This window comes from Microbacterium sp. NPDC089987, from assembly GCF_044748505.1.
Classification (GTDB): Bacteria; Actinomycetota; Actinomycetes; order Actinomycetales; family Microbacteriaceae; genus Microbacterium.
Genome location: NZ_JBIVGE010000002.1, coordinates 100,013 through 123,041 on the forward strand (window position 1 = coordinate 100,013; position 23,029 = coordinate 123,041).

Sequence of the window (23,029 nt, forward strand, 5' to 3'; positions counted from 1 at the left end):
ACACTCTTGGAATGCAGTTCCAGTGAATGGAATGCGATTCTTCGGACGTGTCCAGCACAAGAGCATCGCGGCGTTCGCGGCAGCAGTCCGACACTCGCGAGTCGATCATCGCCTCCGCCGACGCACTCTTCCTCGACCGAGGCTATGCGGGCACGACCATCAGCATGATCGCGCGCGAGGCCGATGCCGCGGTGCAGACCGTCTACAACGCGGTCGGCGGCAAGGCTGCCATCCTGTCGGCTGTGCTCGATCGCAGGGCATCCGGCACGGATGGCAGACCCGTGGTCGAGTTCCTCGCAGAGCGGCTGGATGCCGCGAGCGACGCCGACGACGTCGTGCGGGTGCTCGCCGACTGGCTCTCCGAGGTCAATGTCCGCACCTACCCCGTCCACCGCGTGATCGCGCAGGGCGCGGCAGTCGATGCCGACCTCGCCGCACTGCAGACGCGCCGAGCGCAGCAGCGATTGGAGCGCTACGGCCGCACAGGGCAGCTGCTGCGCGCCCGTGGCGGACTGCGCAGCGGGCTCAGCGACCACGACGTCGCGGCGACGATATGGTCCATCGGCTCACCCGCTGCCTACGAAGCGCTGGTGATCGATGGCGGGTGGGCCATCGACGCGCACCGGCAGTGGATCGAGCGCGCCCTGCGCGCAGCGCTTCTCGGATGATCCGGCAGCGCTGGAGCAGCGAGTACCGCCGGCGGCCCCGGGGTTAGGCTCATCGCATGACCGTCGACCTCGAAGCCCTCTACATCGACCTGCACAAGCATCCCGAGCTGTCGTTCCAGGAGACGCGCACGGCCGGCATCGCCGCGGCTCACCTGCGCGAGCTGGGCCTCGAGGTGACCGAGGGCGTCGGCATCACCGGCGTGGTGGGCGTGCTGACGAACCCTTCGACGAGCTCAGGACAGGCCGGCCCGGTGGTGTGGCTGCGCGCGGACATGGATGCGCTGCCGGTCGTCGAGGAGACCGGGCTCCCGTATGCGTCCACCGCGACCGGGGTCGACCCCGACGGCAACACCGTCGGCGTGATGCACGCCTGCGGTCACGACATGCACGTCACCGCCATGATCGGCGCCGTCGAGCGTCTGGTCGCCGAGCGCGAGCAGTGGAGCGGGACGGTCGTCGTGGTCATCCAGCCCGCCGAGGAGTACGGCGCCGGCGCCCGCGCGATGCTCGACGACGGCGCGCTCGATCGCTTCCCGCGCCCTGACGTCGTGCTCGGCCAGCACGTCACTCCCCTGCCCGCCGGCACGATCGGCGTGCGGCCGGGCCCGCAGATGTCGGCATCCGACGGCATCCAGGTGGTGCTGCACGGCCGTGGCGGCCACGGCTCGCGTCCGCACTCGACGATCGACCCGATCGTCATGGCCGCGGCGACGATCATGCGGCTGCAGACCGTCGTCTCACGTGAGGTCGACCCGCGCGACCTCACCGTGGTGACGGTGGGCGCGATCCACGCCGGCACCAAGAACAACATCATCCCGGCGGATGCCACGCTGCAGCTCAGCCTGCGCTACCCCGACGAGCAGCTGCGCGAGAAGGTGCTCGAGCGGGTCGAGCGGGTCGTCCGCGCCGAGGCCATGGCATCCGGCGCCGAACGCGAGCCGGAGATCTCGACCCTGCACCGCCTGCCGGCCACCATCAACGACGCGGATGCCACGGAGCGGGTGGTCTCGGCCTTCCGCGGTGTCTTCGGCGAGCAGTCGGTGATCGACCCCGGCCTCTTCACCGGCAGCGAGGACGTGTCGTGGTTCGCCCGCGACGCGGGGGTTCCGCTCGTGTTCTGGTTCTGGGGCGGAGTCGACCCGAAGGCGTATGCCGATGCCGTGGCGAACGGCACCGTCGACAAGGATGTCCCCACCAACCACTCGCCGTTCTACGCCCCGGTGATGCACCCCACGATCGAGGTCGGCGTCAGCGCGATGGCGACGGCTGCCCGGGAGTTCCTCGGCTGAGGCGGTTTCCGGGCGCCGGGGCTCACGCCTCGATGACGCGCTGATTGCTCTCGTGAGCCTCGCGGTGCAGGCGCTGCATGCGCAGGTCGAGCTCGTCGGCCACCTCGGCCGCGTCGGTGAGGCTCTGCACGAGGTGCGTGGGCACGCGGCCGGAGAACTTGTAGTGGATCTTGTGCTCGAGGCTGGCCCAGAAGTCCATCGCGATGGTGCGGAACTGCACCTCCACGGGGATCGCGACCGGCCCCGTGGAGAGGAACACCGGTACCTCGACGATCGCGTGCAGGCTGCGATATCCGTTGGGCTTGGGCTCGGCAATGTAGTCCTTGACCGCGCGCACGGTCACGTCGTCCTGCTGGGTGAGCAGATCGAACAGCTGATACACGTCGCTGACGAAGCTGCAGGTGACGCGCACCCCGGCGATGTCGGTGATCTCGCGACGGATCACGTCGAAGTCGGCGTCGATGCCCTTCCGGGCGACCTTCTCGACGATGCTGTCGGGCGTCTTGACGCGACTCTTGACGTGCTCGATGGGGTTGTACGCGTGCATGTGCGTGAACTCGTCGCGCAGGATCGAGATCTTCGTCTCGACCTCGCGCATCCCGAACTCGTACTCGCGCAGGAAGCGCTGGAACGCATCACGCAGCTGCTTCGCCTCGGCGATCGCGGCTTCGTCGACCGGGAGCATCGTCATGCTTGCGACGCTACGCGCCCGCCTTCAGAATCGCCTGGGATCGGTGACATCGAGCGCCTGACGACGAACCGGTCGGCGCGTCTGTTGCGGGCGCACCGCCGCAGGCGTAGTGTCGCCGCTCGTGGCAGACGAAATGCGCGAGAACGCGGACGCCCCGCAGCTCGCGAAGCGCATCCTCCTCGGTGAACCGCTCACCACCCAGCAGGTCGACGATCAGCTGCTTCCCAAGCGCATGGCGCTGCCGATCTTCGCATCCGACGCACTGAGCTCGGTGGCCTATGGGCCGCAGGAGATGCTGATGATCATGCTCCTCGGCGGGGTGTCGTTCCTTACCCTCAGCCCATGGGTCGCGGCGGCCGTGGTGCTGCTGCTGATCGTGGTGGTGCTCAGCTACCGGCAGCTGATCAAGGCGTACCCCTCCGGCGGCGGGGACTACGAGGTCGCATCGACCAACCTCGGGGAGGTGCCCGGGGTCGTCGTCGCGGCGGCGCTGCTCGTCGACTACGTGCTCACCGTCGCGGTGTCGATCGCATCCGGCGTCGACAACATCATCTCCGCCGTGCCCTCCCTCGACCCGTGGCGCGTCGAGCTGGCGGTCGGCTTCGTCATCCTCATCGTGATCGTAAACCTGCGCGGCGTGCGCGAAGCGTCGACCGTGTTCGCCATCCCGACCTACGTCTTCATCGGCTCGGTCGTGCTGATGATCGGCACCGGCCTCATCCGCACCTTCCTGGGTGATGCGCCCGTCGCGGCGAGCGCCGGCTACACCGTGCAGGCCGAGAGCATCTCGCAGGCGGCGATCGTGCTGCTCGTGCTGCGCGCGTTCTCGAGCGGATGCTCGGCGCTGACCGGCGTCGAGGCGGTGTCGAACGGCGTGCAGGCGTTCCGCAGCCCGAAGATCCGCAACGCGCAGCTGACCCTGACGATGATGGGCGGGGTCTCGGCGCTGCTGTTCACCGGCCTCACGGCCATGGCGCTGATCACCGGCGTGCGCTACGCCGAGAACCCGTGCGACCTGCAGGGCTTCGACTGCTCGGGCCCGCAGCCGAGCCTCATGGCGCAGATCGCGGCGGCGACTTTCGGCGGGGGCAGCATCCTGTTCTTCGTCATCCAGGCGGCGACCGCGTGCGTGCTGCTGCTGGCCGCCAACACCGCGTTCAACGGCTTCCCCCTGCTGGGCGCCGTGCTCGCCCGCGACGGCTACGCGCCGAAGGCACTGAACACCCGCGGCGACAGGCTGGTCTTCTCGAACGGGATGATCCTGCTCGGCATCGGCGCGGTCACCGTGCTCGTCGCCTTCCAGGCGAACCTCACCGCTCTGATCCAGCTGTACATCATCGGCGTCTTCGTCTCGTTCTCGCTCGGCCAGATCGGCATGGTGCGCCACTGGCGTCGGATGCTGCGCGAGACGACTCACCGGCCGCTGTCGGAGGTCGCGGCTGAGCGGCGCTCGGCGCACGTGGGACTGGTGATCAACTCGCTGGGCGCGGTGATGACGGTCGCCGTGCTCGTGATCGTCACGATCACGAAGTTCACCCACGGCGCCTACATGGTGTTCTTCGCCATCCCGGTGCTGGCCGTGCTGATGCTGGGAGTGAAGCGGTACTACCGCGACGTCGAGCACGAGATCAGCATCGACGACACGACGCACTTCGGCTCGCAGGGCGACGTCGCCATCGTGCTCGTCAGCCGCCTGCAGAAGCCGGTGATCAAGGCTCTCGACTACGCGATCGCCGCGCAGCACGACAAGACCATCGCCGTGCACATCGCCCTGACGCCGGAGGACGGGAAGGTGCTGCAGCGCGAGTGGGCGCAGCACCGCATCCCGGTGCCGCTGGTGATCGTCGATTCGCCATACCGCACCTACGCGCAGCCCATCGAGCACTTCATCCGCGAGTACCGCGAGAAGCACGGACCGTCGGTGGTCACGGTCTACCTGCCGCAGTACATCGTCGGGCACTGGTGGGAGAGCGTGCTGCACAACCGACGCGCGCGCCGGATCGCCTCGCAGCTGATGCTCGTGCACGGCGTGACGATCACGCTCGTGCCGTGGCTGCTCGACTCGTCGGAGCTGATCTACGGCCGCCGCTCGCGTCCGCTGCCCGGTCAGGAGCGTGCGGGTCGCCCGGTGGCGCTGTACGGGACGCCGCCTCGTGGTCGGCGCGCGCAGCGTCCGGCCGGGCCTCCCGACCAAGGCGAGGCGCAGGACTGAGGCGCAGGGCTGAGGCGCGGGGCGAGCGCGGGCACAACCCCCGTTGTCGCACTTCGCTCGAGCGAGTAGACCTGAGTGATCCCAGAAGATCGGAGAACGACATGGTCCACCGCATCGGCTACATCGTCGGCAGTCTCGCGAGCGACTCGATCAACCGCGTGCTGGCGAGCGCACTCGTGCGCCTGGCCCCCGAGAGCCTCGAGCTCACCGAGATCCCCATTCGCGATCTGCCGCTGTACAACCGCGACGACGAGAACTCGCCCGTGGGTGCGGTCACCGAGTTCAAGCGGGCGATCGAGCGCTCGGACGGGCTGCTGATCGTGTCGCCCGAGTACAACCGCTCGATCCCCGGCGCACTGAAGAACGCGATCGACTGGGGCTCACGCCCGTGGGGGCAGAACTCGTTCGCTCGCAAGCCCACCGGCATCATCGGCGCCTCCACCGGTGCGATCGGCACCGCCGTGATGCAGGCGTCGATGCGCAGCGTGCTGAGCTTCCTCGACGCGCCGCAGCTGAATGCCCCGGAGGCGTACATCACGTTCGCACCGGAGGCGTACGGACCGGACGGCGAGGTGAAGGACGAGTCCACGGCGAAGTTCCTCGGGCACTACATGGACGAGTACGCCGCCTTCGTCGAACGCGTGCTCTCGAGCATCCTGCCGGGCCACGTAGGCGACTCCGACCCCGACACCATGCACTGAGTTCGGAGGAGTTCCCACGAAACGGAGGAGCTTCCGCGCCAAATGCTCCTCCGTTTCGTGTGATCTCCTGTGTTCCAGGTGCGAGGGCCCGGCGCGCGGGGCGCAGGTCAGGAGACGCGGTCGGGGCGCAGGTCGAGCCGGCGCAGCGCCTGGGCGTTGAGCGCCACGACGATCGTCGACAGGCTCATCAGCACGGCACCCACTGACATCGGCAGCACGAACCCGACCGGGGCGAGCACGCCCGCGGCGAGCGGCACCGAGATGAGGTTGTATCCGGCCGCCCACCACAGGTTCTGCGTCATCTTGCGGTAGCTCGCCTGCGAGAGCTCGATCACCGAGACGACGGAGCGCGGATCGTCGGATGCCAGGATCACTCCCGCCGAGGCGATGGCCACATCCGTGCCGGCGCCGATCGCGATGCCGACCTCCGCCTGCGCGAGAGCGGGAGCGTCGTTCACGCCGTCGCCGACCATCGCGACCTTCTTGCCCTCGCCCTGCAGCTCGGCGACCTTCGCGGACTTGTCCTCCGGACGCACGCCGGCGAAGACGCGCTGGATGCCCAGCTCCCCAGCCACCGCCTGCGCCACGGCCTCGGCATCTCCGGTGATCATCACGACCTCCACGCCGCGCTTCTGCAGGGCGTCGACTGCTGCGCGCGACTCGGCACGGACCTCATCGGCGAGCTTCAGCCCGCCGATGACCTGCCCGTCACGCACGACGTGCAGGATGATCGCTCCCTCGGAGCGCCAGTCGGCGGCATTCGGGATCTCGTCTGCAGCGATCTCGTCGAGCAGCCGAGGCCCGCCTACTCGGATCTCGTGTCCGTCGACCGTCGCCGTGACGCCGACCGCCGGCGACGAGCTGAACCCGGTCGCCCGGGGGAACGCCCGGGCCGCGCGCACGATCGCCTTCGCAAGCGGATGCTCGCTGTCGGCCTCGGCGGATGCGGCGAGCGCCAGTACGTCGTCCTCGCTCCAGCCGTCCGCGGAAGCGACGCCCGTCACGGTGGGCTCACCCCTGGTGAGCGTGCCGGTCTTGTCGAAGAGCACGGCGTCGATGCCCCGCATGCTCTCGAGCGCCAGGCGATCCTTGACGAGCACGCCGGCTCGCGCCGCGCGCTCGGTCGCGATCGAGACCACCAGGGGGATCGCCAGGCCCAGCGCGTGCGGGCAGGCGATCACGAGCACGGTGATCGTGCGGATGACGGCGTCATCGGGCATCCCGAACAGCGTCCAGACGAGGGCGGTGATCACGGCTGCACCCAGCGCGAACCAGAACAGCCACGCGGCTGCGCGGTCCGCGAGGCGCTGTGCGCGCGAACTCGACGCCTGCGCGTCGGTGACCAGCTTGCGGATGCCGGCCAGCGCGGTGTCGTCGCCGGTCGCGGTGACCTCGACGCGCAGCCCGGAGTCGGTGGCGACGGTGCCGGCCGTGACCTGATCGCCCTGACCGCGGCTGACCGCCCGGGATTCGCCGGTGAGCATCGACTCGTCGATGTCGGCGCGGCCGTCGATGATCCTGCCGTCGGCCGGGATGCTGGCCCCGGGCCGCACGATGACGATGTCGCCCTTGTGCAGATCGGCCGGGCTGACCTTCGTGATCTCGTCGCCGTCGATGCGCTCGGCCTCATCGGGGAGCAGCGCTGCGAGCGAGTCGAGGGCGGAGGTGGTCTGGGCGAGCGAGCGCATCTCGAGCCAGTGGCCGAGCAGCATGATCACGATCAGCAGCGCGAGCTCCCACCAGAATTCGAGTTCATGGTGCAGGATGCCCAGGCTCGCGCCCCACGATGCGAGGAACGCGACTGTGATGGCGAGGCCGATCAGCAGCATCATGCCCGGCGTGCGGCTCTTGAGCTCGGACACCGCGCCGGTGAGGAACGGACGGCCACCCCACACGTACATGACCGTGCCGAGAAGCGGTGCGATCCAGCGCGCCCAGCCGGGGACCTCGTAGCCGATGATCATGGCGAACATCCCGCTCGTCGCGACCACGGGGAGGGCGATCAGCAGGTTGACCCAGAACAGGCGTCGGAACTGTGCGACATGGTCGCCGTGGCCGCCGTGCCATTCGTGGCCGTGGTGACCGTGGTCACCCGGTTCGGAGGAGTTCTCGCGGATCGCAGGAGCTTCTGCCCCAGATGCTCCTGCGTTTCGTCCGATCTCCTGCGTTCCGTGTGCGTGCTGCTCGTGATGCCCACCGTGCTGATCGTGCGAGTTCATGATCGAACCTCCTGACTGCACCGACTCGGTCGCCCGAGGAGTATGTGGACCGCTCGCGAACTGCGTCAGCGGAACGAGCGCAGCCACGGGCTGCGAGTACCCCCTAGGGGTATCACCACGGTACTACAACGTACCCCCCAGAGGTATTCCCTCGGGCGGAGAGCATGAAGAGGGCGCATCAGTGGCTGCGCTTGTTGCGGTACATCTCGGCATCCGCTCGTCGCAGAGCATCATCGGGAGTCTCGTTCGAGCGCACCTCCGCGACTCCCCACGACCACGGGTGCGGGGTCAGCTGGCGCATGCGCTCCACCATCGCTGCAGCTCCCGCCTGGGGCGTCTCGGGCAGCAGGATCACGAACTCGTCCCCGCCGAGACGGGCGACCCGATCCCCCACACGGGAGAGCGCGGTCCACTGAGCCACGAGCGTCTTCAGCACGGCGTCGCCGGCCTGGTGACCTTCTCCGTCGTTCACCGCCTTGAAGTCGTCGAGGTCGATCAGGGCGATCGACACCGGCTGCCTCGTGCGCGACGAGCGGCGCAGCGCCTCAGTCATCGCGTACACGAGGCCGCGGCGGTTGAGAGCCCCGGTCAACGGATCGGTCTGCGATTCGACGCGCACCCTGTGACGCACGAAGAACCCGATCTCGAGGCAGATCCAGCTCATGACGACGAGGCCGAAGACGTTCGCCGGGCCGAACAGCCCTGGGGCTGCCACACCGGGAATCGCCTCACCGCCGAACGGGCCGAGCACCATCGCAGCACCCACCGAGAGGAGGATGGCGGTCTCGACCCACCGACCGATCCGTGCTCCATTGAACGAGGCGAGGTACATCGCCATCACCGGAAGCTCCTGGATGTTGGCGACCGCGTTCTGCCGCTCGTCGGAGAACCCGACGTAGTACACGGACACCGCCGCGTGCAGGAGCACGAGGATCAGCCCGCCGTAGCGCGGGATGCGCAGTCGGAACACAAGCACCGCCGCAGCGGCCGCGAAGCCGACGACCATCAACCCCACCGACAGCAGCCTCTCCAGGAAAGAGATGTCGTCTTCGAACAGCTCGATCAGCAGCAGGAACGCGAAGAAGGCGCACATGATCGCCGTCACGAGCGAGTAGGTGGACGTGCGACTGCGCACCCTTCGCAGCCAGGACGCGTTCAGCCAGCCGAGCTCGGCCGCGTCGGCCTCGCGGATGCCCTTCGGAATCACGATCCGCCCCCTTTCACCATCGAGGCCATCGCCCCTCCCCTGCTTCAGGCTAGCGCGCGATATACCAGGAGAGGCCTATGCTTCAGCGAGGAATAGACTGAAGTTCCTCACGGACCGGAGCCGTATGTCTGAAACAGCGAGCGCGCGAGCGTTCTTCCAGCCCATCGTCGGCGTGCAGACGATGAGCGTTGTCGGCTTCGAGGCCCTTGCGCGCTTCGACGATGGCGTATCGCCGCTCGATCACCTGAGTGCGGCGGAAGAGCGCGGCCAGCGTGCGCAGCTCGAACTGCAGCTGATCGAGATCGCCGTCGACGCCGCGGCTGCGCTGCCCGCAGCGGGGTTCATCACGTTGAACGTGTCCCCGCGAACGATGGCGTTTCCCCAGTTGGCTGAGACGCTGCGCCGCTGCGACCGCTCGTGGGGGCTCGAGCTGTTCGAGGACGCCGAGCCGGAGGAGTGCCTGGCGATTCGCGAGCAGGTCGACGAGCTCGGCGGGTTCCTGCTCATCGATGATGCCGGAACCGGCTTCGCCGATGAGAAGCGCATCCGCCAGCTGCGTCCCGACATCGTGAAGATCGACCGGGTGGTGTTCTGGCGCTCACTGTCCGATGCCGACGGCCGGCACCGCATCGAGAGCATTCTCGACGCTGCCGAGGAGGTCGGGGCGCACGCACTGGTCGAGGGCGTCGAAGATGAGGCACAGCTCGACGCCGTGCGGGAGCTCGAGGTCGGCCTCGCGCAGGGCTATCACGTGGGGCGGCCGACCCCGGTGGACGGGATCGTCGAGATGCTCGCCGACCTGCAGCGCCGCGTCGGAGTGAGCGCTTCCCTCGTCTGACCCGGGACGTGCCCTGGCGCCGGTGACGACCGCGCCCCTCCCTCGCGTCGACCGCGCTCTTCGGGCGCGCAGCTGCCTTCAGCGCGCGTGTCCAGCTGCCTTCAGTGCGCGCGTCTAGCTGCTCGCGTCCGGTGGTAGCGCTACCTGCACCGTCGACGCACTCGATGCATCCATTGGCCCTCCTGGGTTGTGAGCGCAAACATCCTGCGCTTTAATGGCTCCGAGGCCTCATTCACGAGCGCCTCTGCCCACTCAACTGACCTCAACGGGGAGCACAGCATGGCATCCACGTCCCGCACCATCCGCACCGCCGCCGTCATCGCCGTCGGCGCTGTCTCGGCCTTCGGCCTGGCCGCCTGCGGCAGCACCGACTCCACATCGAACGGCAACGCCTCGAACGGCGACGCCGTCACGATCGACTACATGCACCGGCTGCCCGACGGCAAGGACATGACCGCCGTCAAGGACATCGTGCAGCGGTGGAACGACGAGAACCCGGACATCCAGGTCAAGGCGACGAAGTTCGATGGCGCCTCGAGCGACATGATCCTCAAGCTCGAGACCGACGTGAAGGCCGGCAACGCGCCGTGCCTCGCGCAGACCGCCTACTCCGAGGTGCCTCAGCTCTTCGTGAAGGGCATGCTGCAGGACGTCGCCGACGAAGCGAAGAAGTACGAGGACGACTTCTCGGCCGGCGCCTTCAGCGGCATGAAGGTCGGCGACGCCATCGTCGGCCTTCCCCAGGACACCGGCCCCCTGGTGTACTTCTACAACGAGGCGGCCTTCACCGAGCTCGGCCTCGACGTGCCGGCGACGCTCGACGACCTCACCGCCGACAGCGCGACCGCCGGCGCAGCGGGCAAGTTCGTCACCGCGTTCACTCCCGACGAGGCATCGAACTGGCTCTCGGCGCAGGCGGCCGCCGCGGGCGACACCTGGTTCTCGAGCACCGGCGACAAGTGGAAGGTCGACACCGAGGGCGACGGCGCGCAGCGCGTGGCCGCCTTCTGGCAGAACCTCATCGACAGCAAGCAGACGCTGACCACCGAGCGCTGGGGCGAAGGCTTCACCGCCGCACTCAACGACGGCAGCCTGATCGGCCACGTGGGCGCCGCGTGGGAGGCGGGCTTCCTGCTCGACTCGCTCGACGGGACACCCGCGGAGGGCCAGTGGCGCGTCGCGCAGCTGCCCGACTTCGGCGCGGGCGAGATGAGCGGCCCTGACGGCGGCTCGGGTGTCTCGGTGCTCAAGGGCTGCGAGCACCCGGCCGAGGCGATGAAGTTCAACGCCTGGTTCAACACGCAGGTCGACGACCTGGCATCCCAGGGTCTCGTCGTCGCCGCTGACGGCGCGGTGAAGACCCCCGAGAAGATGGAGCGCCAGTTCGGCGGCCAGGATGTGCTCGCCGAGCTCGCGACGGCGACGAAGAACCTGAACCCGGACTTCCCCTACGCTCCCGGCTTCTCGACGCTGTCGAAGATGAACGAGGTCGCCGCAGGCGCCGGCAGCGGCTCCGCGTCGGTCGCCGACGTCTTCGCCACCGCGCAGAAGACCGCGGTCGCGTCGCTGAAGGATCTCGGCCTGCCGGTCGCCGAGTGACCGGCGAGCACGACAGCGTATGAAGCCGACGGCGGAGAGCACTCTGGTGCTCTCCGCCGTCGTCCTGAATCAGGAGAAGAGAGAGCCGTGACCGACACAGCCATCAGAGCGCGCACCGCCGGACCCGCCCGCTCCGCACCCGAGCGCCCGGCGACTCGAAGACGTGGCCGCATCCGCCGCGAGGGTCTGACGGGATGGATGTTCCTGGCGCCGTTCGCGATCCTCTTCCTGATGGTGTTCGTCGTGCCGATCATCGTCTCGATCCGGGCATCCTTCTTCGCGCAGCTGCCGTCGGGCGGTGGCCTCTACGGCGGCGGCGAGCTGGTCGACACCTTCGTCGGGTTCGACAACTTCGCGCTCGCCATCGGCAACAGCGCGTTCTGGGCCGGCATGGGTCGCGTCGTGCTCTACGCGGCCATCCAGATCCCCGTGATGATCGTCGCCGCTCTCGCCCTCGCCCTGCTGCTGGACTCGTTCATCGTCCGCCGGCCGGGTCTCTTCCGGCTCTCCTTCTTCCTCCCCTACGCGGTGCCCGGGGTCATCGCGGCGATGATGTGGCTCTACCTCTACACGCCGCAGGTCTCGCCGTTCCTGGAGTTCCTTCCCGAGGGCACGAACTTCCTCGCACCGGGGTCGATCCTGCTGTCGATGGCGAACATGACCACATGGACGTACACCGGCTACAACATGCTGATCTTCCTGTCGGCGCTGCAGGCCGTGCCGCGTGATCTGTACGAGGCCGCCCGCATCGACGGGGCCAGCGGATGGCAGGTCGCGACGCGCATCAAGGTGCCGATGATGCGGGGAGCCGCGTTGCTCGCCGTGCTGCTGTCGATCATCGGCACGATCCAGCTGTTCAACGAGCCGGTGGTGCTCGAGAGCCAGAACCAGTGGATGGGCAAGGACTTCACGCCGATGATGCTCACCTACAACTCGATGATGGGCGAGATCTCGCCGTCGGGCAGCGGCCCGGCATCCGCCTACTCACTGCTCATGGCCGTGATCGCCGGCGTGCTCGCGATCGTCTACGCGCTGCTGCAGCGCCGCAAGGGGGACGCATGACCGCCACGACCACTCTGCTCGCCGCCGAGGTGGCGGCGACCCGGCGCCCCCGTCGGCGTCCCGCCCCTGCGGACGACCTGCCGCCGCGGTCGATCGCCCCGGGACCGATGGCCCGCACCTTCGGCGTCATCGCGCTGGTCATCGCCACGCTGTACTTCCTCGTGCCGGTGTTCTGGCTGCTCGTCGCATCGACGAAGAACAACGCCGATCTCACCTCCACCTTCGGCTTCTGGTTCGCCGAGTGGAACCTCGGCGCGAACTACGACAGCCTCATGGGCTGGACACAGGGACTGTTCTGGCGCTGGGTCGCGAACTCGATCCTGTACTCCGTCAGCTCGGGGGTCATCGGCACGCTCGTCGCGGTCATGGCGGGCTACGCGATCGCGAAGTTCGTCTTCCCCGGCCGACGCATCGCCGTGGGTGTGATCATGGGCGGCCTGCTGCTTCCGGTGGCGCTGCTGACCGTGCCGCTGTACATCGAGTTCCACGCGCTGGGCCTGACCAACACCATCTGGGCGATCATCATCCCGTCCGCCGTGTCGCCGTTCGGCGTTTTCCTCGGGATGGTCTTCGCGCAGTCCTCGGTTCCGACCGAGCTGCTCGAAGCGGCGCGCATCGACGGAGCGGGCGAGATCCGCATCTTCTTCACGATCGTCCTGCGCCTGCTCGGACCGGCGATGGTGACCATCTTCCTGTTCATCTTCGTCGCCACCTGGAACAACTTCCTGCTGCCGCTGCTGATGGTCTCCAGCGCCGAACTGAAGCCCGTGACGCTCGGGCTGTACGGCATGATGAGCTACTTCTCACCCGACAAGGGAGCCGTCATGCTCGGTGCTCTGCTGGGCGTGGTGCCGCTGGTCATCCTGTTCTTCACCCTGCAGCGCTACTGGCGCTCGGGTCTGACCGCGGGAGCGGTCAAGGGCTGACCGCCGAGGCCGTCAAGGGCTGACCTCCGGCGCCGCCGACGGCCCTGTCGCAGCGTCTGCATCGGGCATCGGCTCGGTGGAGACGTTGCGTGTGAAGAGCACGAGCCACGTGAACACCACCACCACCGCCAGCAGCTCGACCGCCGTGAGGTTGTAGTAGCCGATCGGCACCCAGAGCAGCACCGCCAGCACCATGGCGGCGACGAACACACCGCTGGCAGCAACGAAGGCGCGGGGCAGCCCCGCGATGAGAGCAGGGCAGGCCGCGATCAGTGCGACGAACGCGCCGATGAGTCCGATCGAGAAGGTGTTGTGCAGCAGCTGGCTGACGTCCACCGGCACGGCACCGACCCCCATGAAAGCCACGCCGACGACGACCAGCAGCGTCCGCACGATGCCGACGCCCCGCGCCGGCACCGCGTAGCGAATGCTGCGCACGCGCAGATCCCGTGTGAGGTAGCCGGACAGGGTGATCAGCACCAGGCCGGACAGGATGACGGTCACGTTGAACGCGTAGGAGCCGCTCGCCACCCGCATCCCCAGCGCCGAGAAGTTGTTCTGCCACCAGAGCTCGTCCTCGGCCGAAAGCATGCTCGAGAGCGTGCCAGCGGCGAGGAACAGCGCGAGCAGGGTCGCGACGCGCTGCGTCGTGATGTCGGATGCCAGCAGCGACAGCGCGTATGCTCGCGGCGACCGCACCGGCGGTGAGCACCGCCGCCGCGAGAGCATCGATCTCGAGATAGCGGAACGCGAGCTGCGCGATGGAGAAGAGCGCGGCGATCAGCAGCATCACCATCCCGCAGGCGGTGAGAGTCAGGCCGAGCACATCTATCGCACGACGGAGACGCGAGCGCCGAGGAACCTCGGCGACCGCTCCCCGGCGCCGATCGGCGCGTACGTAGGTGATCGCGAACACCGGGATGCCGACGATTCCGGCCACGAGCGCCGCGAACGAGCCCCCCGGCAGCGCTCCGTCGGACAGCCCGACCAGGCGTCCTGCGAAGACGACCAGGCCGCCGGCCAGACCGATGAGGCCGCCGAGACCCGCGGCGACGATCGCGCGGGACTCGGCATCGGCTCGGACAGCAGTGGAAGAGCTCACGCGCCCATCATCGCAGCGTGATCAGGTGCCGATGAACTCCTCGGTCGGTCCGAAGGCGGGCTGCTCACGGATCTCGACGCGGGAGGGCAGACGGTCGGTGTCGAGCACGACGATCTCGTTCTCGCCCGCGCGCCAGAGCGGGGCCGGCGCGTACAGGGTCTCCTGCGGTCCGCGCTCCCAGTAGCGCCCGAGCAGGAAGCCGTTCAGCCACACCATGCCCTTCGCGCCCTCGGGAAAGGCCAGCCATGCATCCAGCGGCTCGCTCACCTCGAGCGTGGCCGAGGCCAGCCCGGCAGGATCGACTGCCGTCGTCTCGTCGCCGGCCATGAGATCGACCGCAGGGATGCCGTCTCCGAGCACGCGGTGCGCCCAGCCGTGCTGGTACCGGCGCCCGTCGATGACGACGCCGCCGAGGATGCCCTTGCCCTGACCGGTCAGGGGGCCGTAGTTGATGCGCCCGAGGCTCTCGACGACGATGATCAGCCGTCCGCTGCCGCCGGCTGCGGGAAGCGGAAGAGCGTGCTCGCCGTCGTGCTCGAGAGTGCCCAGCCGCTCGCCGTCGAAGAAGATCGTGGCGCGGTCATGCAGCTGCAGGATGCCGAGGGTCGCGCCCGCAGGGAAGAGCAGGTCGCTCTCGTAGGCGACCAGCCCGTCCTCCGCGCCGAGCTCCTCGAAGCTCAGCGGCTGCGGCGACTCGGCGCGCACGGGCGTCGCGGCGATCACGTCGAGCAGCGCGGCGTCGGCGCGGAGGTCGGCGGATGCCGCGGACTGCCTGCGCGGGGCATCCGGAACCGGCGGCAGCTCGCCGTCGTGGAAGCGGGCGAAGCGCTCGCGCAGCGCGTGGAACTTCTCGCCCAGCGTGCCGTCTTCGCCGATCGGCGCGTCGGAGTCGTAGCTCGTGACGGTCGGCTGGATGACGCCGTCGTGGTTGGAGCCGTTCCACAGCCCGAAGTTGGTGCCGCCGTGCGCCATGTACAGGCTCACCGAGCCGCCCGCCTCGAGCAGCTCGTCGACGGTGCCCAGCATGCTGGCGGCAGAGCGGATGTGGTGCTGCTCGCCCCAGTGGTCGAACCAGCCGCCCCAGAGCTCGCTGCACATCAGGTGCTCGCCGTCGCGCTGCAGCTCGAGCGCGCGCGGCACTCCCGTGCCGAACGTGAAGGTGCTCATGGCGCCCGGCACGCTGCCGTGCTCGATCATGTCGGAGGTGATGCCGTCGGCGGTCGTGAGCATCTCGACCATGCCTCGCGAGCGCAGCCCGTCGCGCAGGTGCGCGAGATATTCGGCATCCGTGCCGTACGAGCCGTACTCGTTCTCGACCTGGATCAGGCGGATGGGGCCGCCGTGGGCGGCCTGCAGCGGCGCGAGCTGCGGGATCAGCTGGTCGTACCAGGCGTCGACGGCGGTGAGGAAGTCGGCGTCGACGGTGCGGAGGGCGCGGGTGCGCCCGCTGAGCCAGAACGGGATGCCCCCGTTCGACCACTCCGCGCAGATGTACGGGCTGGGGCGCACGAACACGTCCAGTCCCACCTCGCCGGCGATGCGGATGAAGCGCGCGACATCGCGCCAGCCGGTGAAGTCGTACTCGCCCTCGGTGCGCTCGTGGAAGTTCCAGGCGATGTAGGTGTCCACGGTGTTCGCGCCCATGGCCGCCAGACGTCGCAGGCGGTCCTCCCACTGGTCGGGATGCACGCGGAAGTAGTGCACGGCGCCGGAGAGGATGCGGTGCGGCGCTCCGTCACGGAGGATCTGGCCATCGCGCCAGCTGAGGGTGGGGGTGGACATACAGCTCCCGATCGAAACGAATGTTTGCGCTCACATTACCGCAGTTCGCCTGCCGGAGAAGGCCGAGATCTGTACGGGTGCGCCGCTATCATTACGGGATGTCGCCCCGCCGCCCCGCTTCTGACCGCGCGCCGAACCAGATGGACGTCGCGCGCGCCGCCGGCGTCAGCGCTCAGACCGTGTCCCGGGTGCTGTCCGGCCACCCCAACGTGCGCCCCGACACCGCACGGCGCGTGCATGCGGCGATCGACTCGCTGGGCTACCGCATCCATGCCGCCGCCGCGTCACTGGCATCCGGCCGCACCCGCATCATCGGCATGATTGTCGTCTCCAACGACCGGTACTCATCCGCGGCGCTGGGTGCCGGCGTCGAGACGGCCGCGGCGGCCAGCGGGTACACCGTCACCACCGCGTCGGTCTCCGACCACGCGTCCACCTCTGCCTTCTTCGAGGCGTTCGACCGCCTCGAGCGGCAGGGAGCCGAGGGCGTCGTGCTCAACGTCCCGGTCGAGCTCGACAGTCCCGAGATGCGCATGCGCACCGAGCGCACGCCCTCGACGCGCAGCCAGGTCGCCTCGCTGCAGCTCGACGCGCCGCTGGTCGTCGACCAGCACGCGATCGGCCGTCTCGCCGTCGAGCATCTGCTCGACCTCGGCCACCGCACCGTCTGGCACGTCGGCGGCGACGAGTACTGGATCGAAGGGCGCCACCGCCGCGAGGCGTGGGAGCAGGTGCTGCACGAGCGGGGCATCACGCCGCCGCCGCTGATCCCCGGCGAGTGGACGCCCGAATCCGGCTACCGCGCCGGACGCACGATCGCCGCCATCCCCGACGCCACCGCCGTGTTCGTGTCGAGTGACGAGATGGCCTTCGGGCTGATCCGCGCCCTGCATGAAGCCGGTCGACGGGTGCCCGACGACGTCTCCGTGGTCAGCGTCGACGACATCGCCCTCGCCGCGTACGCCTCCCCCGCCCTCACCACCGTGCGTCAGCCGTTCGAGGAGATGGGACGCGCCGCCGCACAGCGGCTCATCTCGCACATCGAGGGGACGGATGCCGGTGACGAGCCCGACCTGCATCCGGAGCTCATCATCCGCTCATCCACTGCGGCTCCGGTCGCGCGCTGATCCGTCGCGGACCCACCCGCAGGTCCCGAATGGTCGCCTCGAGCCCCGCGAAGCGACCGAACGGGACCTGCCGAGCACGAGGGCGACGCAACTCGGCCCGCGAAACATCCTCACCCCGCCCTGCAGGTCCCGAATGGCCGCCTCGAACCCCGCGTCAGGGAGTGTCGCCGACGGCGTGCGGACGCGGCACGGTCAGCATTGTCCCCGTCTCGGTGAACTCCTGCTGGATCTCCTCGTTGTGCCGGTACGTCATCAGGCTGACGACGACCGCCGCGACGGCGGCGAGCACGAAGGCAGGCAGCAGCTCGTAGAGGCCGGTGTCGAGCGCCTTCCAGATGAAGACGGTGGCCGCGCCGACGAACATGCCGGCCAGCGCGCCCCAGTTGGTGAGCTTGCGCCAGAACAGACTGAGGATGATGATCGGCCCGAACGCCGCGCCGAACCCGGCCCACGCGAACGAGACCAGGCCGAGGATCGAATCGTTCGGCGTGATCGCGAGCACGATGGCGATGACCGCGACGACCAGCACAGCCATCCGTCCCATCAGCACGAGACGCTTCTGCGACGGCGGCGTGCGCTGGGCCACCTTGTAGAGGTCCTCGACGAGCGCCGACGAGCACACCACGAGCTGGCTCGAGATCGTGCTCATGATGGCCGCGAGCACGGCCGCGAGGATGAGGCCGGCCACGAACGGATGCATGAGCGTCTGCGACATGAGCAGCACGACGGTCTCGGGGTTGTCGAGCTCGATGCCCTGCTTCGCCATGTAGGCGATGCCGACCAGGCCGGAGATGACCGCGCCGAACATCGACAGCACCATCCAGGAGATGCCGATGCGACGGGCGCTCTTCGCCTCCTGCGGCGAGCGCAGTGCCATGAACCGCACGATGATGTGCGGCTGGCCGAAGTAGCCGAGCCCCCATGCCAGAGCCGAGACGATCGCGAGGATCGTTCCGCCGGTCACGGCGCCGCCGCCGAGCAGCGAGAGGTGCCCCGCGCCGGCGTTCTCGGCGATCAGCGTGCCGGTCTCGCCGAATCCGCCGATGGCGATGATCGCGGCGACCGGCACGACGATCAGGGCGATGACCATCATGAGTCCCTGCACGACGTCGGTGAGTGAGGCGCCGAGGAATCCGCCGAAGAGCGTGTACAGCAGCGTGATGCCGCCCACCAGAAGCATCCCGAACAGGTAGTCGCCGTTGAACGCGCTCTCGAAGAAGACGCCCGCGGCGACCATGCCCGACGAGATGTAGAGGGTGAAGAAGATCAGAATGATCAGGCCCGAGACGATGCGCAGCGTTCGGCTGGTGTCGCGCAGCCTGTTCTCGAAGAAGCTGGGGATGGTGATCGAGTTGCGCGAGACCTCGGTGTACGCGCGCAGACGCGGGGCGACGAGCAGCCAGTTGAGGTAGGCGCCGATCGTCAGGCCGATCGCGATCCACGCCTCGATGAGACCGGTCAGGTAGATCGCGCCGGGCAGGCCCATCACGAGCCATCCCGACATGTCTGCGGCTCCGGCGCTGATCGCCGCGACCCACGGCGGCAGGTTGCGCCCGCCCAGCATGTAGTCCTCATGGTCGTCGGTGCGGCGGAACGCGATGTATCCGATGAGCAGCATGCCCGCGAAGTACAGCCCGAGTGCGACGTAGGTGAAGATCTGATCGGACATCACTCGTCCTTTCCGCGGCGGATCTCGCCGCTTGGTGCCTTCCGAGAATGGCACAGCGGTCCCCCGCCCACCAGACTGACCCGCGGGTACGCTTTCGGGATGCCGACCTCGACCGTCAACGACATCCTCGCAGAGCTCGCTGCTCTCGAGGATGCGAAGGCCCGCGCAGTGAACGAACGGCACGGAGACGCCCACGGCGTGAACCTGTCGAAGCTGCGCGGGGTCGCCAAGCGCGCCGGGCTCTCGACCGATCTGGCGCGCTCGCTCTGGGCGACCGGCGACGTCGCGGGCCAGCTCGTCGCGCTGCTCATCGCCAAGCCTCGCGAGCTGTCGACCTCGGAGATCGACGGCATGCTGCGCTCCACGCACAGCGCGAAGGCGCATGACTGGCTGGTGAATTACATCGCGAAGAAGTCACCCCTCGCCGAGGAGCTGCGGCTGGGCTGGATGGATGATCCGGATGCCGATGCCCGCGCCGCCGCCTGGTCGCTGACCTCGGTTCGCGTGCAGAAGAGCCCCGGCGGGCTGGATCTGGATGCCCTGCTCGACCGCATCGAACGACAGCTGCGTGATGCGCCCAGCCGCGAGCAGTGGGCGATGAATGAGACCTTGGCGTACATCGGCATCCATCATCCGGCGCTGCGCGAGCGCGCCGTGGCGATGGGGGAGCGGTTGCAGGTGCTCGCCGACTACCCCGTGCCGCCGAACTGCACCTCGCCCTTCGCTCCGGCCTGGATCGCCGAGATGGTGCGTCGCCAGGGGTGAGGATGCCGCCCTCTCGCGCGGCGCTCAGGTCCCGAATGGCCGCGTCGCCGGCGTTTCGTCCCGCTCGCAGGCCCCGAATAGCCGCCTCGCGTGCCGTGAGGCGACCACATGGGACCAGCCGAGCGCGGGCGGCGACGCAGCTCGAACACGCGGGGCTCCCGCCGGCCACCCGCAGGTCCCGAATAGCCGCCTCGCGTGCCGTGAGGCGACCATATGGGACCCGCCGAGCGCGAGCGACGACGCAGCTCCGCCCGAGATGCGGCCAGAGGGAACTGGCGACGCTCCTCAGGCCCGCAGGGGCGACCGACGCGCGGACGGGCGCGACGCGTCGGGCGCGAGCACCGCGAGCAGCTGCACCAGGGTCGTCAGCCAGAGCAGCACGACGCCGACGACGATGCCCTCGAGGGCGGCGACCGACAGCAGGTTGAAGCCGAACGCGATCACGGCGGCGACCACGACGGTGCCGACGAGCACGATCGTCAGCACCCGCAGCGTCGCGACATCCCGCAGCAGCAGCGTCGTCAGCACCGCCGCCGCGAGGATCAGCACCAGCATCGAGAACGCAGCGATCGCATGCGCGACCGGCACCCGGTCGAGCGGCAGCAGCCCGACTGCGGCGAGCGCGACTCCGGCCCCGGCCCAGGTGAGCACGATGGCGGCGATTCGCGGCAGCGCGCTGTCACCGAGCATCCGGTGCAGATCCCGGCCGAGGTACGAGCCGGTCGTGGCGACCAGCAGCCCGGCGACGACCGCCGTGCCGTTGAACGCCCATCCGCCTGCGCCGATCCCCAGTTCCGAGAAGCTGCGCTCCCACCAGGCGGCATCCGTGGCGGTCAGCATCGCGAACAGCGTGCCGACCACCAGGAACGACGTGAGCAGCCGCGCGATGTCCTGGGTGCTCAGGCGCATCCCGATGCGGAAACCCAGGCGGCCGCCGAGTGCCGACGCGATGCCCGTGAACACTCCGCCGGCGAGCGCAGGCAGGGTCAGGCCTTCCAGTCCGGTCGCGAGAACCTCGCCGGCGAGCAGCACACCGAGCCCCGTGACGCCGGCGATCGCGACGGTGACCGCGGCTGCGCTGATGTGCGAGACCGACGCCTGCCACGGCGGCATGGGCGCGGTCTCGCCGCGCCTGTGCATCCGGGTGCTGATGGTGAACGCGACCGCCGCGATCACGGCCGCCACCAGCGCGATCGGGATGATGACCGAGCCGTCGCCGCTGAACGGGCGGGCAGCGCCCCACAGCACGCCGGTGCCCACCACCGCGCCCGCCGAGAAGCAGACCGCGGTGGCCCACAGCATCCGCTCCAGCTCCCGCAGCCCGGTCTCCATGCCCTCATCGAACCACTCGCGGCCGACATACGCTGGAGGAATGAGCACTCACATCGCGGCCGCGGCCGGCGACATCGCCCCCATCGTCCTCTTCCCCGGTGACCCGCTGCGTGCGAAGTGGATCGCGGAGAACTTCCTCGACGACGCCGCGCTCTACAGCGAAGTGCGCGGGATGCTCGGTTTCACCGGCACCTGGAACGGCCACCGCGTCTCGGTGCAGGGCTCCGGCATGGGGCAGCCGTCGATGGCGATCTACGCCACCGAGCTGTTCACCGAATACGACGTGCAGACCATCGTGCGCGTCGGATCCTGCGGGGGGCTCACCGAGCGCGTCGGAATGCGTGACGTCATCGTCGCCAACGGCGCGTGCACGGATTCCGGCATCAACCGGGTGCGCTTCCACGGCCAGGACTACGCCCCCGTCGCGGACTTCTCGCTGCTGCGGGCGGCCGTCGAGGCGGCCGAGGGGATGACGATGGATGCCGCCGTGCACGTCGGCCTGCTGTTCTCGAGCGATCAGTTCTACTCCACCAGGCCCGAGCTGACCGAGCCGCTCGTCGCACACGGCGCCCTGGCGGTCGAGATGGAGACCGCCGGCCTGTACACGCTCGCCGCGTACCACCAGCGCCGCGCGCTGAGCATCTGCACGGTCTCCGATCACCTCGTCACCCACGAGGCCACCACGGCGCAGGAGCGCGAGCAGAGCTTCGGCGACATGATCGAGATCGCGCTGCGCGCCGCGACGGCCTGATCCGGGCACGAGCGGCCGGCGGGCGGCCCCCGCGAGAGCTACCGTTGAGCCATGCGCTTCCCCGCCGCCCTGCGCTCCACCCGCCGCGCTCCCCTGCTGCAGGTGCTGAAGTCCGCCGCGGCGACCATCGCCGCGTGGCTCATTGCGGGCTGGCTGATCCCGGGACCGCTGCCGGTGTTCGCCGCGATCGCGGCACTGCTGGTCGTGCAGCCGAGCGTCAACCAGTCGCTGTCGAAGGCGCTCGAACGCAGCGCAGGCGTGATCTTCGGCGTCGTGATCGCGGTGCTGCTGAGCCTACTGCTCGGCGGGCAGAGCTGGGTGGTGCTCGCCGCCGTCGTCGTCGCGCTGCTCGCCGCCTGGGCGATGCGCGCTTCCAGCGGCACCGCGAATCAGGTGGCGATATCGGCCGTGCTCGTGCTCGCCCTGGGCTCCTCGAACCCCGACTACGCCCTCGACCGGATCGTGGAGACCCTGATCGGCGCGGCCATCGGATTCGTCGTGAACGTGGCTGTCGTCCCGCCCGTGCTCTCGGCTCCGGCCCGGCGAGACATCGGGATGCTGGGGCGCGAACTCGCAGCTTCCCTCGACCGTCTCGGCGACGCGCTGCCCACGACCCGCACCGCCGTGCAGCTGCAGGAGCTGATGCTCGAGGCGCGGCTGCTGCGCCCGATGAAGGACGCGGCCGAGGCATCCCTCACCGCAGCCGAAGAATCGCTCTCACTCAACCCTCGCCGCGGACGCCACCGCGACGATCTCGCGCAGCTGCGCGAGGTGTTCGACAGGCTGTCGCCGGTCGTCACGCAGGTGATCGGCATCACCCGCGCCTACATCGACCACTACGAGGATTCCCTCGCCACCGACCCGACCGTCCAGGCGATCGCCGAGCAGCTGCATCGCGCCGGTCATGACGTGCGGCTCGCGGTGCAGTCGGCGGAAGAGGTCCCGGATGCCCGTACTGCGCCCGTTCCGGCCCTGACCACTCCTCTGGTGGTGCGCCCTCCGGCATCCGACCACTGGATCCTCGTCGGGTCGCTGATGGAGGACCTACGGCGCATCCACGGCGAGCTGCGCGACGAGACCTGACGCATC

At 69.0% G+C, this 23,029-nt stretch carries 20 protein-coding genes; 13 read left to right on the forward strand and 7 right to left on the reverse strand.

Annotated elements, in window-relative coordinates:
* Positions 1–47: 47 nt before the first annotated feature.
* Both ACIPV2_RS08170 and ACIPV2_RS08175 read left to right on the forward strand, forming a co-directional pair.
* Complete coding sequence (locus tag ACIPV2_RS08170) at positions 48–668, forward strand: TetR/AcrR family transcriptional regulator (protein WP_400840148.1); 621 nt, start codon at positions 48–50, stop codon at positions 666–668.
* Between the two features lie 56 nt (positions 669–724).
* Entirely contained in the window at positions 725–1,957 is a 1,233-nt protein-coding gene (locus ACIPV2_RS08175; RefSeq protein WP_400840150.1) for an amidohydrolase, read from the forward strand.
* Between the two features lie 22 nt (positions 1,958–1,979).
* Here the strand turns inward: ACIPV2_RS08175 and ACIPV2_RS08180 are convergent, their stop codons facing one another.
* The gene (locus ACIPV2_RS08180) at positions 1,980–2,648 is read right to left on the reverse strand and encodes a GTP pyrophosphokinase family protein (protein ID WP_400840152.1); all 669 of its coding nucleotides are present in this window, start codon (positions 2,646–2,648) and stop codon (positions 1,980–1,982) included.
* 133 nt (positions 2,649–2,781) lie between these two features.
* Between ACIPV2_RS08180 and ACIPV2_RS08185 the strand changes: the two genes are divergently transcribed.
* Both ACIPV2_RS08185 and ACIPV2_RS08190 read left to right on the forward strand, forming a co-directional pair.
* On the forward strand, positions 2,782–4,860 hold the full coding sequence (locus ACIPV2_RS08185) for an APC family permease (RefSeq protein ID WP_400841780.1): 2,079 nt from the start codon (positions 2,782–2,784) through the stop codon (positions 4,858–4,860).
* Positions 4,861–4,961: 101 nt separating this feature from the next.
* Positions 4,962–5,561 carry an NADPH-dependent FMN reductase gene (locus tag ACIPV2_RS08190; RefSeq protein ID WP_400840154.1) on the forward strand — a complete coding sequence of 200 codons (600 nt, stop codon included), beginning with the start codon at positions 4,962–4,964 and terminating at the stop codon, positions 5,559–5,561.
* Positions 5,562–5,668: 107 nt separating this feature from the next.
* On the opposite strand, the gene ACIPV2_RS08195 is transcribed toward ACIPV2_RS08190, so the two are convergent.
* Together ACIPV2_RS08195 and ACIPV2_RS08200 are read right to left on the reverse strand one after the other, a co-directional pair.
* A complete protein-coding gene (locus ACIPV2_RS08195) occupies positions 5,669–7,780 on the reverse strand; it encodes a copper-translocating P-type ATPase (RefSeq protein ID WP_400840156.1) in 2,112 nt (703 codons plus the stop codon).
* Between the two features lie 178 nt (positions 7,781–7,958).
* On the reverse strand, positions 7,959–8,987 hold the full coding sequence (locus ACIPV2_RS08200) for a diguanylate cyclase domain-containing protein (RefSeq protein WP_400840158.1): 1,029 nt from the start codon (positions 8,985–8,987) through the stop codon (positions 7,959–7,961).
* Positions 8,988–9,111: 124 nt separating this feature from the next.
* Between ACIPV2_RS08200 and ACIPV2_RS08205 the strand changes: the two genes are divergently transcribed.
* The 4 genes from ACIPV2_RS08205 (at position 9,112) to ACIPV2_RS08220 (ending at position 13,412) form a co-directional block, all read left to right on the forward strand.
* Positions 9,112–9,825, forward strand: coding sequence for an EAL domain-containing protein (locus tag ACIPV2_RS08205; RefSeq protein ID WP_400840160.1), 714 nt, complete (start codon positions 9,112–9,114; stop codon positions 9,823–9,825).
* A 279-nt stretch (positions 9,826–10,104) separates the two neighbouring features.
* Positions 10,105–11,424 carry an ABC transporter substrate-binding protein gene (locus ACIPV2_RS08210; RefSeq protein WP_400840162.1) on the forward strand — a complete coding sequence of 440 codons (1,320 nt, stop codon included), beginning with the start codon at positions 10,105–10,107 and terminating at the stop codon, positions 11,422–11,424.
* Between the two features lie 87 nt (positions 11,425–11,511).
* Positions 11,512–12,486 carry a carbohydrate ABC transporter permease gene (locus tag ACIPV2_RS08215; protein WP_400840164.1) on the forward strand — a complete coding sequence of 325 codons (975 nt, stop codon included), beginning with the start codon at positions 11,512–11,514 and terminating at the stop codon, positions 12,484–12,486.
* Positions 12,483–13,412 (forward strand): carbohydrate ABC transporter permease, encoded by a 930-nt coding sequence (locus ACIPV2_RS08220; protein ID WP_400840167.1) that lies wholly within the window; start codon positions 12,483–12,485, stop codon positions 13,410–13,412. The genes ACIPV2_RS08215 and ACIPV2_RS08220 overlap by 4 nt, the downstream gene beginning before the upstream one ends.
* A 12-nt stretch (positions 13,413–13,424) precedes the next feature.
* Here ACIPV2_RS08220 and ACIPV2_RS08225 read toward each other — a convergent pair whose 3' ends face one another.
* A complete protein-coding gene (locus tag ACIPV2_RS08225; protein WP_400840169.1) occupies positions 13,425–14,111 on the reverse strand; it encodes a hypothetical protein in 687 nt (228 codons plus the stop codon).
* Between ACIPV2_RS08225 and ACIPV2_RS08230 the strand changes: the two genes are divergently transcribed.
* Positions 14,065–14,535: a hypothetical protein gene (locus tag ACIPV2_RS08230; protein ID WP_400840171.1), complete on the forward strand. Its 471-nt coding sequence runs from the start codon at positions 14,065–14,067 to the stop codon at positions 14,533–14,535. The two genes, ACIPV2_RS08225 and ACIPV2_RS08230, sit on opposite strands and share 47 nt — an antisense overlap.
* Here the strand turns inward: ACIPV2_RS08230 and ACIPV2_RS08235 are convergent, their stop codons facing one another.
* Positions 14,536–16,296: a beta-galactosidase family protein gene (locus ACIPV2_RS08235; protein WP_400840173.1), complete on the reverse strand. Its 1,761-nt coding sequence runs from the start codon at positions 16,294–16,296 to the stop codon at positions 14,536–14,538.
* A gap of 98 nt (positions 16,297–16,394) precedes the next feature.
* Here ACIPV2_RS08235 and ACIPV2_RS08240 point away from each other — a divergent pair, with 98 nt between their 5' ends.
* Positions 16,395–17,423, forward strand: a complete 1,029-nt coding sequence (locus ACIPV2_RS08240; RefSeq protein WP_400840176.1) for a LacI family DNA-binding transcriptional regulator — start codon at positions 16,395–16,397, stop codon at positions 17,421–17,423.
* A gap of 154 nt (positions 17,424–17,577) precedes the next feature.
* Here ACIPV2_RS08240 and putP read toward each other — a convergent pair whose 3' ends face one another.
* Positions 17,578–19,092, reverse strand: a complete 1,515-nt coding sequence (gene putP / locus ACIPV2_RS08245; protein WP_400840178.1) for a sodium/proline symporter PutP — start codon at positions 19,090–19,092, stop codon at positions 17,578–17,580.
* Positions 19,093–19,191: 99 nt separating this feature from the next.
* Between putP and ACIPV2_RS08250 the strand changes: the two genes are divergently transcribed.
* Positions 19,192–19,857 (forward strand): DNA alkylation repair protein, encoded by a 666-nt coding sequence (locus tag ACIPV2_RS08250; protein WP_400840180.1) that lies wholly within the window; start codon positions 19,192–19,194, stop codon positions 19,855–19,857.
* A 285-nt stretch (positions 19,858–20,142) separates the two neighbouring features.
* Here the strand turns inward: ACIPV2_RS08250 and ACIPV2_RS08255 are convergent, their stop codons facing one another.
* On the reverse strand, positions 20,143–21,237 hold the full coding sequence (locus ACIPV2_RS08255; protein WP_400840183.1) for a DUF998 domain-containing protein: 1,095 nt from the start codon (positions 21,235–21,237) through the stop codon (positions 20,143–20,145).
* On the opposite strand from ACIPV2_RS08255, the gene deoD reads away from it, so the two are divergent.
* Both deoD and ACIPV2_RS08265 read left to right on the forward strand, forming a co-directional pair.
* Positions 21,230–21,940, forward strand: a complete 711-nt coding sequence (deoD, locus tag ACIPV2_RS08260) for a purine-nucleoside phosphorylase (protein WP_400840186.1) — start codon at positions 21,230–21,232, stop codon at positions 21,938–21,940. The genes ACIPV2_RS08255 and deoD overlap by 8 nt on opposite strands.
* A gap of 51 nt (positions 21,941–21,991) precedes the next feature.
* Complete coding sequence (locus tag ACIPV2_RS08265; protein ID WP_400840188.1) at positions 21,992–23,023, forward strand: aromatic acid exporter family protein; 1,032 nt, start codon at positions 21,992–21,994, stop codon at positions 23,021–23,023.
* The last annotated feature ends 6 nt before the right edge of the window (positions 23,024–23,029 follow it).

Coding starts and splice junctions, on each gene's coding strand:
- ACIPV2_RS08210 (WP_400840162.1), top strand. CDS start 10,105: ATGGCATCCACGTCCCGCACCATCCGCACCGCCGCCGTCATCGCCGTC.
- ACIPV2_RS08250 (WP_400840180.1), top strand. CDS start 19,192: ATGCCGACCTCGACCGTCAACGACATCCTCGCAGAGCTCGCTGCTCTC.
- ACIPV2_RS08230 (WP_400840171.1), top strand. CDS start 14,065: ATGTCGGATGCCAGCAGCGACAGCGCGTATGCTCGCGGCGACCGCACC.
- ACIPV2_RS08205 (WP_400840160.1), top strand. CDS start 9,112: ATGTCTGAAACAGCGAGCGCGCGAGCGTTCTTCCAGCCCATCGTCGGC.
- ACIPV2_RS08220 (WP_400840167.1), top strand. CDS start 12,483: ATGACCGCCACGACCACTCTGCTCGCCGCCGAGGTGGCGGCGACCCGG.
- ACIPV2_RS08265 (WP_400840188.1), top strand. CDS start 21,992: ATGCGCTTCCCCGCCGCCCTGCGCTCCACCCGCCGCGCTCCCCTGCTG.
- putP (WP_400840178.1), bottom strand. CDS start 19,092: ATGTCCGATCAGATCTTCACCTACGTCGCACTCGGGCTGTACTTCGCG.
- ACIPV2_RS08190 (WP_400840154.1), top strand. CDS start 4,962: ATGGTCCACCGCATCGGCTACATCGTCGGCAGTCTCGCGAGCGACTCG.
- ACIPV2_RS08240 (WP_400840176.1), top strand. CDS start 16,395: ATGTCGCCCCGCCGCCCCGCTTCTGACCGCGCGCCGAACCAGATGGAC.
- ACIPV2_RS08195 (WP_400840156.1), bottom strand. CDS start 7,780: ATGAACTCGCACGATCAGCACGGTGGGCATCACGAGCAGCACGCACAC.
- deoD (WP_400840186.1), top strand. CDS start 21,230: ATGAGCACTCACATCGCGGCCGCGGCCGGCGACATCGCCCCCATCGTC.
- ACIPV2_RS08175 (WP_400840150.1), top strand. CDS start 725: ATGACCGTCGACCTCGAAGCCCTCTACATCGACCTGCACAAGCATCCC.
- ACIPV2_RS08185 (WP_400841780.1), top strand. CDS start 2,782: ATGCGCGAGAACGCGGACGCCCCGCAGCTCGCGAAGCGCATCCTCCTC.
- ACIPV2_RS08235 (WP_400840173.1), bottom strand. CDS start 16,296: ATGTCCACCCCCACCCTCAGCTGGCGCGATGGCCAGATCCTCCGTGAC.
- ACIPV2_RS08180 (WP_400840152.1), bottom strand. CDS start 2,648: ATGACGATGCTCCCGGTCGACGAAGCCGCGATCGCCGAGGCGAAGCAG.